At 68.9% G+C, this 9,057-nt stretch carries 4 protein-coding genes; 1 reads left to right on the plus strand and 3 read right to left on the minus strand.

Annotated elements, in window-relative coordinates; translation table 11 throughout:
* Positions 1-139: 139 nt before the first annotated feature.
* From ACFUEJ_RS16360 to ACFUEJ_RS16370, 3 genes are all read right to left on the minus strand, one after another.
* The gene (locus tag ACFUEJ_RS16360) at positions 140-679 is read right to left on the minus strand and encodes a Dps family protein (protein ID WP_058250943.1); all 540 of its coding nucleotides are present in this window, start codon (positions 677-679) and stop codon (positions 140-142) included.
* 165 nt (positions 680-844) lie between these two features.
* Positions 845-4,156: an arabinosyltransferase domain-containing protein gene (locus tag ACFUEJ_RS16365; RefSeq protein WP_068970988.1), complete on the minus strand. Its 3,312-nt coding sequence runs from the start codon at positions 4,154-4,156 to the stop codon at positions 845-847.
* On the minus strand, positions 4,149-7,529 hold the full coding sequence (locus ACFUEJ_RS16370) for an arabinosyltransferase domain-containing protein (RefSeq protein WP_388030593.1): 3,381 nt from the start codon (positions 7,527-7,529) through the stop codon (positions 4,149-4,151). The genes ACFUEJ_RS16365 and ACFUEJ_RS16370 overlap by 8 nt, the downstream gene beginning before the upstream one ends.
* A 443-nt stretch (positions 7,530-7,972) precedes the next feature.
* Here ACFUEJ_RS16370 and ACFUEJ_RS16375 point away from each other — a divergent pair.
* A partial coding sequence (locus ACFUEJ_RS16375; protein WP_388030596.1) for a DUF222 domain-containing protein occupies positions 7,973-9,057 on the plus strand: 1,085 nt, incomplete at its 3' end.

A 9,057-nucleotide genomic window follows, 5' to 3' on the forward strand; every position in this document is an offset into this window, starting at 1 on the left:
CGGGTGTCAGTGCCTGTTCGTAGTTGGTGGGTACAGAAAGGTGTTACCGCGGCCGCGACCAACGGGGCGGAAGGTCGCGACCGCGGCTCCGGGCGGGTCCGGGGGTGTGGTGACCCGCTACTCGGTCTGTTGCGCCAGGTCAGCGGGCTGCGTCGGCCGCTGCCTTTTCGCCGCTGGCGCCGGCGTGGGTGAGCTCACCGGTGTAGCTCTCGAGGTGTGCGCGGACGAACCACTGGAACTTCTCGAGTTCGGCGGTTTGTCCGATGAGGATGTCCTCGGTGATCGGATCGATGTCGCCGATCTTCTTGATGCCGTCGCGGTGCGAGGTGATGAACCCGTCATAGACCAGGTCGAGCGCGCCGAGGTGTGCCTGCGCGGTGTCGCGTCCGATGGAGTAGTCGTTCCACGAGCGGTCGTTCTCGATCGCCTTGGCGGTGCCCTTCGGCGACGCTCCGAGCGTGGCGATGCGTTCGGCGATGGTGTCCGCGTAGCCGCGGACGAGCTCGACCTGCGGGTCGATCATCTCGTGCACGCCGATGAAGTTCGCGCCGACGACGTTCCAGTGGATGTGCTTGAGGGTGAGGTGCAGGTCGTTCAGCGCGCTGAGGCGCTCCTGCAGGATGCCCACGACCTCGTTGGCGGCTTCGTTGCTGAGTCCAGGTGCGGTGAATGAAGGCATGACTCGAAATTAGGCCGGTACCGGCGGCGTGACGAGGGCTGCCGGCCATGAGTGACGGAACCGAGACAGCACATCACAGTGAGATAACGAAGGCCTCGAGCGTGTTTGCCGCACCGACCGTGGGGAAAAGGGAAACCCCAGGTCGGCGCGGTGTCAGACACCAGGTCAATACCCGCTGGAGCGCATCGGCGCGGGGTCGTACAACCCTGAACGGCGAGCCGTCCCGAGGTCCAGTTCCGCAGCCGGCGCCGGGATGATCTCGGTGAACTTCTGCAGGCCGCCCCAGTCACGTCCCCAGTTGTTCCGGAGGTACGTCGGCAGCAGGGTGGGTCGCAGCATCGCCTCGGTGATGCCGAGCGGACCGCCCGCGGTGCCCGACATCCAGGTCTGGCTGTTCTTCCGGGTGGCCTCGGCGTCGGGCATGATCCGCCATTGCGGTACCTCGAGGACGCCGTTGCGCACCTTCATCGGCTGCTGGCACGGGAAGACCATTCCGGGCAGCCAATCGATGAAGACCGGGTCGGTCTGGCCCACGACGTCGTTGAGGGTGGCCAGGGTGCTGACCCGCGGTGGCGTCACCGCGACCCATTCCGACGGTGCGGCCGCGGTGTCGGCGACCTCGACCCGGACGACATCGGCTCGGAGCGGTGCGTCGGCGAGCGGGAACCGCAGGTTGCGCCAGGTGGGGGTCTCGCCGATGTCGATCGGGAACATCCGGCCGAGCGCGCTCACCCGCCCGTCGGCCTCCACGCGGCCGAACTGCATAGTGACCTTCTGGCCGGCGTGCACGACCCCGATGCCGTCGACCGCCTCGACCGATCCGGCGACCGCCATCGTCAGCAGCGGGGTGTCGTCGGAACGTTCGGGCAGCTGGTACCAGTCCGAGGTCAGCGAGCCGGTACCCGACGGCGAGCCATAGCTGCCCAGGACGGGGGTCTCGGCGGGGTTCAGGCCGAACGGCAGACGCACTGTCGACCCGTTGACGCCTCGTGCGCCCTGGCCGCCTTCGGTGCCGCCCTGCGCGGACGAGCTGTCGCCGGATTCGTCTGAGCCGGCGCCGGTCTGGGCGCTGTTCTGCGCGCCGGAGGTGGTCGACGACTCGGTGTCCTCGGTGGCGTCGACGGACAGGCGATCGGGTACGCCGTTCGGGGAGAAGCCCGTCGTGTCCGGTCCGGCCAGCGCCGCGGCGATGCCGGGGGCGGGCCGACCGTCGACCGCCGCGGGCTGCAGCAGTCCGGCGGTCGGATCGGCTTCGACGAGGACGTCGTTGGCCAGCCCGCACGAGTTCCCGGTGAGAGCGCGTGCGTTGGACTTCATCCACGACCACGAATCACGTTGCTCGTAGGCGCCTTTCGCGAACGAAGCGACCATGAACAGCACCATCAGCCCGGAGATGACCGGCAGCGGCGAGAACTTGAGCTTCGAATACCACTTGTCGGCCCCGCGCGTACGGGTCTGTTCGTCGACGAAGTCGTCGCGGAAGTGGAACCACAGGCCGGCAAGTGCGGTGGCGACCGCGGCGGCGAGGATGAACCAGGCGATGTTGATGCCGCCCACCGTCGGTGGGCGATCCCACCACGGGACGCCGTAGCTGCCGACGAACCACCAGCCGTTGGTGCCGGCGAAGGAGATTCCGGTGATCGCGAGCACCGCGGCGGCGAAGAAGCTGCGATTGCGTCGCGACCGCAGCACGGCCGGCGCCATCATGGCGCCCGCCGCGGCGGCGAGGCCCGCGGCGATGCCCGCGTACACACCGAAGTGGTGGGTCCACTTGGTCGGCGTGAAGGCGATGAAGAACATCGTGCCGAGGGTGACGGCGACCAGTCGCCAGATCGGTGCGCGCGCAATGCCGTTGGGATGCTCCCGCCGAAGTAGGCGGAGCAACACGACGAACAGGCACAGGATCATCGCCAGCACGCCGAAGCGTCGTGCGAGCGTGCCGTCGGCGGTCGGCAGGATCAGGTAGTAGTACCGGATCGGTTCCTGCCACCACTCCAGCGTCGGGCCGACGTCGGAGGCGACCTTGTTACCCGCGATGAGCGGCGCGAGCGGCTGATCGGCGAAGATCTGGAACAGTACCGCGGTGCCGGCCGCCAGGATGGGCGCGAGCATCGGCAGCAGGCCGTCCCGGGACCGGCGCGACACCAGGGTCTTCACGATCGGTCGGATCCCGGCGAGCAGTGCGGCGACCGCCATCAGACCGCCGGGCGCGAGCGCGAGGGTGAAGGCGGCGGTGACCACCGCGACGGCGTAGGGGAGCAGTCGACGGGTCGCGATCGCGCGTTCCACGCAGCACCAGGTGAGCAGAGCGCCGACGGCCTCGGCCGGTTCCGGACGCAGACCGTTGTTGAACGGCAACCAGATCGCGAGGAAGACGAACGCGGCCGACCACACCGCCGGCGTGCTGTGCCGCACCGCGCGGCCCAGGCGCGGGATCACCTCTCGGCTGATGAGCCACCAGCCCAGCAACCCGAGGAGGAAGGCCGGTAGTCGCATGAACGGTGCCGCGACGCTCACGTCCGTCATGGCCGAGATGACCTGGAAGTGCCAGCCGAACGGGTCCTGCGGCACACCGAAGTAGCGGAAGTAGTTGTCGGCGTACCCGGCGTCTCCGGTGATCCGGCCGACGATGAAGTTGTAGCCGTCGTCGGAGGTGTTGGCGCCCGCGAACCACCAGAAGGCGAGAATCGCGAACACCGCGACATCGGGCGGCCGGATCGTGAACCAGCCCGACGGCAGGAAACGCTTGTGGCTGCGGCCGTCCCGGCGGTCGAGGATGCCGAGCGCGATCAGCGAGACGATCGTCATGAGGATGCCGAGCACGATCGCGGTGAGCTTCAGCAGGGTCGGGGTGCTGACGTAGCGGGTGTCGATGGTGGCGCGCAGCGACAACCCGTCACGAGAGACATCGGCGGGCAGATCGCTGTAGACGCCGACGATCTGGGGACGCATCTCGTGGTCGGCCAGCGCGAAGCCGTGCGCGGCGCCGGAGTCCGCGGCGGGTTCGGGCAGGCCCTCGAATCGTCCGCTCACCCCCTCGCCGTCGGCCCGGAAGACGATGCGACAGTTCGGATTCGATTGCGCGGCCGCTCGATCGGTGTTCAGCAGGGCGACGTTGCGGTCGGTGAGGGTCAGTGCGTCGGACGTCGCCCGGACGAAGAGCCCGCGGGCCCCGGCGTCCTGGCCGCCTTCGGGGATCGTCGACAGCAGTACTCCGCCCTGGTCGGGCAGGCGGGTGGCGAGTGCACATGGCACCGACGTCTCCATGTCGATCGGCACGAAGGAGACCAGCGGGGCGGCGACATCGGAGACGTCGCCGCCCTGCGGCCACTGCAGTTCGGCGGTCGACTGGTTCACCGGCAACAGCGGGGTGAGGATCGCCAACAGGAATCCGAGCAGACCGGTGACGGTCGCGACGATCTTCGGGTTGACCGTGGTCGCCAGACGGGACGTACGAGGCGTACGGGACTCACTCATCGGATTGGGGCTCCACCCTGATCGAGCCGGCTCGTGACCAGCCCCATTGCGTCGTCTGTGCCGTGTCGATCCGCGCGTCCGGTGCGTCGGACACGAGCGGGGTCAGCTTCTCCAGTGCGCCCCAGTCGCGCACCCAGTCGTCCTGCAGGTACGTCGAGACCGCCGACGCGGACGTGGTGGCCTCCGAGATCCCCAGCAACCCGCCGTCCACGCCGGCCTGCCACGTCTTGGACTGGGAATTGGTCAGCGGATAGTCACCCAGGATGCGCCACTGTGGGACCTGGGCGACGCCGTGGGACACACCCATCGGCCGCTGGCACGGGAAGTGCGACGCCACCCCGAAGTCGATGAGGGTGGGTGCCGTCGAGCCGACGACCGCCTGCAGCGTCTGCAACCGCGGTGCGCGCGGCGGGGTGATCCCGATGAACTGCTTCTCGCCGAGGTTGTTGTCCTGCAGCGACAATCGCATCACGGTCGCACGCGGCGGGGCGGCCGACATCGGTACGCGCATGTTGCGCCAGGGCATGTTCAGGATCACGGGACCGGGGTCGATGGGCAGGATGTCGGGGCCGACCTGTTCGAAGTTCCCGTCCGCACCCGGGCGGCCGAACTGCACCACCATCTTCTGCCCGAAGTTGCGTACGCCGAAGGTGTCGATGGTCGAGACGGCGCCCGCGGTGCTGAACACCAGCAGCGGTGACGCCGCGCGGTCGGCGGGCAGGTCGTACCAACCGGTCGTGAGCCGGGCCTCGCCCGGATACCCGTAGCTGCCCAGGACCGGCGTGGTGGCGGGGTCGAGCCCGTACGGCAACTTGGCGGTGGAACCGTTCACGGTTTCCGGTCCGCGCCCGCCGGTGGTCCCGGCGCCCAGCCCGCCGGTGATCGCGAACGGGCGGGCCATACTCGCCGACACGTTCATCTGTCCGGGGCGCTGGCTACCCGGCTCGGGCTGGAGGTCGTCGGGAATCCCGTTCGGGGAGAACCCGACCGGGTTCTCGCCGCGCAGCGCCTGCGTCGTGGTGGCGCCGCCGGCCGGGGTGAGCATGCCGGCGTTGGGATCGAGTTCGACGAGGACATCGTCGGCGAGGCCACAGCTGTTGCCGCGCAGCGTGTTCAGGTTCTCGGCGAGTGCGGTCGACGCCGGATACCGGGTCACCGCGGCTTTGGCGAACAGCAGTAACTCCACGATCACCAGCAGACCGGCGATCACCGCCAGTGGTGAGGAGGCGAGAAAGAGCCGTCGGCGATCGGCTCGGGTCTCGCCGGGCCCGGTGTCGGCATGTGCGAGACCGCGATTGGTCACGTAGTCCAGCCGCAGGTGTTGCCAGACCGCGACCGCGGCCGCGATCACGGCGAGGATGAGGAACAGCGTCGACGCCTGGTAGCCGGCGATGACGGGGGCGCGGTCGAACCAGGAGATGCCGTATTCGTAGAGGAACGGCCACGAGTTGTAACCGGCCATCGCGGCGGCCATCGCGAACAACAGTCCGGAGACGAAGACCGTCAGGTTTCGCGCCGAACGCGCCGCCGACTGGGCCACGGCGACGGTGGCCGCCGCCGCGATCGCCGCCGCCAGCCCGGCGAGCACGCCGAACTGGATGGTCCACTTGGTCGGCGTGAACGCGAACAGGAGGAGGGTGACCCCGACGGCGCCGATGAGACGCCAGACGGGTCCCGGGTCGACTCCGCGAATCCTCGTGCGCCGCAACATGACCGCGACCGTGACGAACAGGCCGGCGAGCAGCAGGAGCAGCGGTACGCGACGGGTGAGGGCGCCGTCGTCGGTGACGACCGAGATGAAGTAGTACCGCAGGAACTCCTGATGCCAGGAGATGACCGGCCCGACCGAGTAGCGCAGCTTGATCGCTTCGAGGACGGTGGCCAGGGTCTGATCGCGGAACACCACGATGAGCACCACCATGCTGGCGGCGGCGATCGGCGCGAGGAGGGCGAGCGTTGCCGCCCAGCGGGATCCGTCCATCCGGTTCCGTCGGTCGATGAGGATGTGCAGCAGTGAGCGGGCCGCCACCAGCAGGATGGCCACGCCGACGACGCCGTGCGGGGCGAGCGCCAGGGTGAAGCCCGCGACGAGGGCGGCCAGTGCCGCCGGCAGGAGCCGCCGGGTCGCGATGGCGTATTCCGCTGCCCACCAGGTCAGTAGCGAACCGAGGACGATGATCCCCTCGCTGCGCAAGCCGCTGCAGAACGGCAACCAGAACGCGGTGAACGTCAGGGCGCCCGCCCAGATGGCCCACGAACTGCGCCGCACCGCGGGGCCGAGGCGTGGCAGCAGCACCCGGCTCAGGACGAACCACGACACGAGTCCGGCGACGAGTTGCGGGATGTGCATCCACAGCACCGACGGCGAGACCGACGACCACGCCGCAAGGAAGCTGTAGTACCAGTCGAACGGTGCTTCGGGGATGCCGTAGAAGCGGTAGTAGTTGGCGAGGTAGCCGAAACCGTCGGCGGTACGGCCCATGTTGAGGATGTAACCGTCGTCGGGCGAACCGGCCCCGAGGACGCTCCAAACCAGCAGGATCGCGGTGACGACCAAGTCGCTGGCCCGGGGTTTCAGTGAATGCCACCACGAGCGGGTGCGCGCGCCGATCCGCCGGTGGTACCCGCCGATGCGGTCGAGCAGCCCGAGCGCGACGACGGCGACGAGTACCGACAGCGCGGCGAGCACCATCACGATGATCTTGAGGATCGACGGGGACGACTCGTACCGGTTGTCGATGGCCACCTGCACGCGCAGGCCGTTACCAGCGGCGTCGCGTGCCTGTTCCGGGCTGAGGTTGCTGAAGATGCCGTCGACCTGCGGGCGGCGGTCCGGCGGCAGGGTCGTCGACTCGCCGAGCCCGACGAACTGCGCACCCGGGCCGGTGGGGGCGGAGAAGATGCGCAAGTCCGAACATCGGCTCAGGTCGGCGCGGGAGGCGGTCGCGGCGAGACTGTTCCGGAAGGTCACGGTGATCGCGGCGTCGGTGGCGGTGACCCACAGCGACGACGACTTCGAGCGTGGTGCATTGGTCGGCATCGTGGCGAGGACCACGCCGTCCGGTGCCGACGCCAGCGTCGCGCACGGAATGCGGGCGTCGAGGGTCTGCGGGGTCTGCGCGATGAGCGGCGCCATCACCGACGACGTGTCGGCGTTCAGATCCTGCCCGGCCGGCCACTCGAAACCGGCGTCGACGGCCTTGACCGGCAGCAGCGGGGTGAGGGCACACAGCACGATGCCGGCGATCCCCGCCACGATCGCGATCCACCGGGCGGTGCCCGCGGAAATCCTGGTCCCGTGCCCCGACGATTCCGGCCCCGACGAGGACGGTTCGGCGGAATCCTCAGGCGAGGTCGGGGCTGTCACAGGCACGGTGCCTCATCGTAAGCGACGTCCCCCGGGGTACCTAGGGCCCACCCCGCGGCTCTGGAGGTTGGTGACGGCCTCCGCAGGCTCCGGTCTCCCTCTGGGAGCAGTAAGTGGGCCCGCTCCGAGCACAACAGTTCTTTCGCAGTCCACGACGGCCGTCAGGCCACAGCTGCTGAGGGGCGGCCGGAGCTTGCGGAGGGCGCGTCAACCCCCTGCTCCCTGAGGAGCGTCCGGAGCTTGCGGAGGGCGCGTCACGAAGGGTTCCGCACTGCAAAGACAGTTCTCGCCCGCGGGCGGACACTACCAGCAACCACCGACAATTTAAGGTGGCAACTCCGCGCAGCAAAGATTCTGTTGGACAACGTATTTCGAGCTGCCGTTTACCCTTCTTTCGTGTACAGTCGAACGTACATTCGCAGCACGGGTTCTCGGGGGAGGTGACCGTCATGTTCGATTCCCAGCAGGTCGTCGGCACCGACGCGCCTTCGCCTCGTGTGGTCGAGTTGGTGGCCGATCTCCACCGCACCCTCGACAAGTTGCAGACCGTGGATCTGTCGCCGTGTACCGATGCCGAACTCGCTGAGGTGGCCGCGGAGACCGAACGCGCCATCGCTCGTCTGACCGTTGCCGGTGACCGGCAGATCGATCAGGCCGTCGCTCGCGACCTGCCCCGCAAGGCCGGCTGCCGCACCCTCATGCAGTACATGACGCACCAGCTACGAGTGTCGAACCCGATGCGCCGCCGTAAGCAGATGGACGCCACCGCCCACCGGACCAGCCTCGGCGGCGAGGTCCTCCCACCCGAATACCCCTGCCTCGCCGAAGCGTTCGCACACGGCGCGGTCGGCACCGCGCACGTGCAGGCCGCATTGGATGTCCTCGACCGCATCCCGGTCGCCGTCGACCACGACATCAAGGTCGCCGCTGAGCGGCAGATGGCCGAGATCGCCACCGACCACACCCCCGCTGAGATCACCCAACTCGGTGCCCGCCTGCTCGCCCACCTCGACCCCGACGGCACCCTGACCGACGACACCGACCAGAAACGACGCCGCGGCCTGTGGATCGGTCGGCAACGCGCCGATGGCACCGCCAAGATCTCCGGCACCCTGACACCCGCACTCGCCGCCCGACTCACCATGATGTTCGCCGTGTGGGGCAAACCCGGACTCAACAACCCCGACGACCCCGCCTCGCCCAGCGGGCCGGCCGGTGCCGCCGACCCCGACGCCCTGGCCACCGCAGCCGACCGCGACGGCCGCACCCTCGCCCAGTCCAATCACGACGCGCTCGACGCTGCACTCGCCGCAGGTTTCGCCGACGGCGCACTCGGCACCTCGCACCGCGGCCTGCCCGTCCAACTGATCATCAAAGCCGACCTCGGCGACCTCGTCCGCGAAGCCGGACTCGCGACCACCGCCACCGGAACCCTGCTGCCCATCCGGGACTTGATCGCGATGGCCGGTGACGTCCAGCCGTGGTTGGCGATCTTCAAAGACGCCACCACTGTGCCGCTGCACTTCGGGCGCGG

It is taken from the genome of Gordonia sp. NPDC057258 (assembly GCF_042668985.1).
Taxonomy (GTDB): domain Bacteria; phylum Actinomycetota; class Actinomycetes; order Mycobacteriales; family Mycobacteriaceae; genus Gordonia; species Gordonia hongkongensis.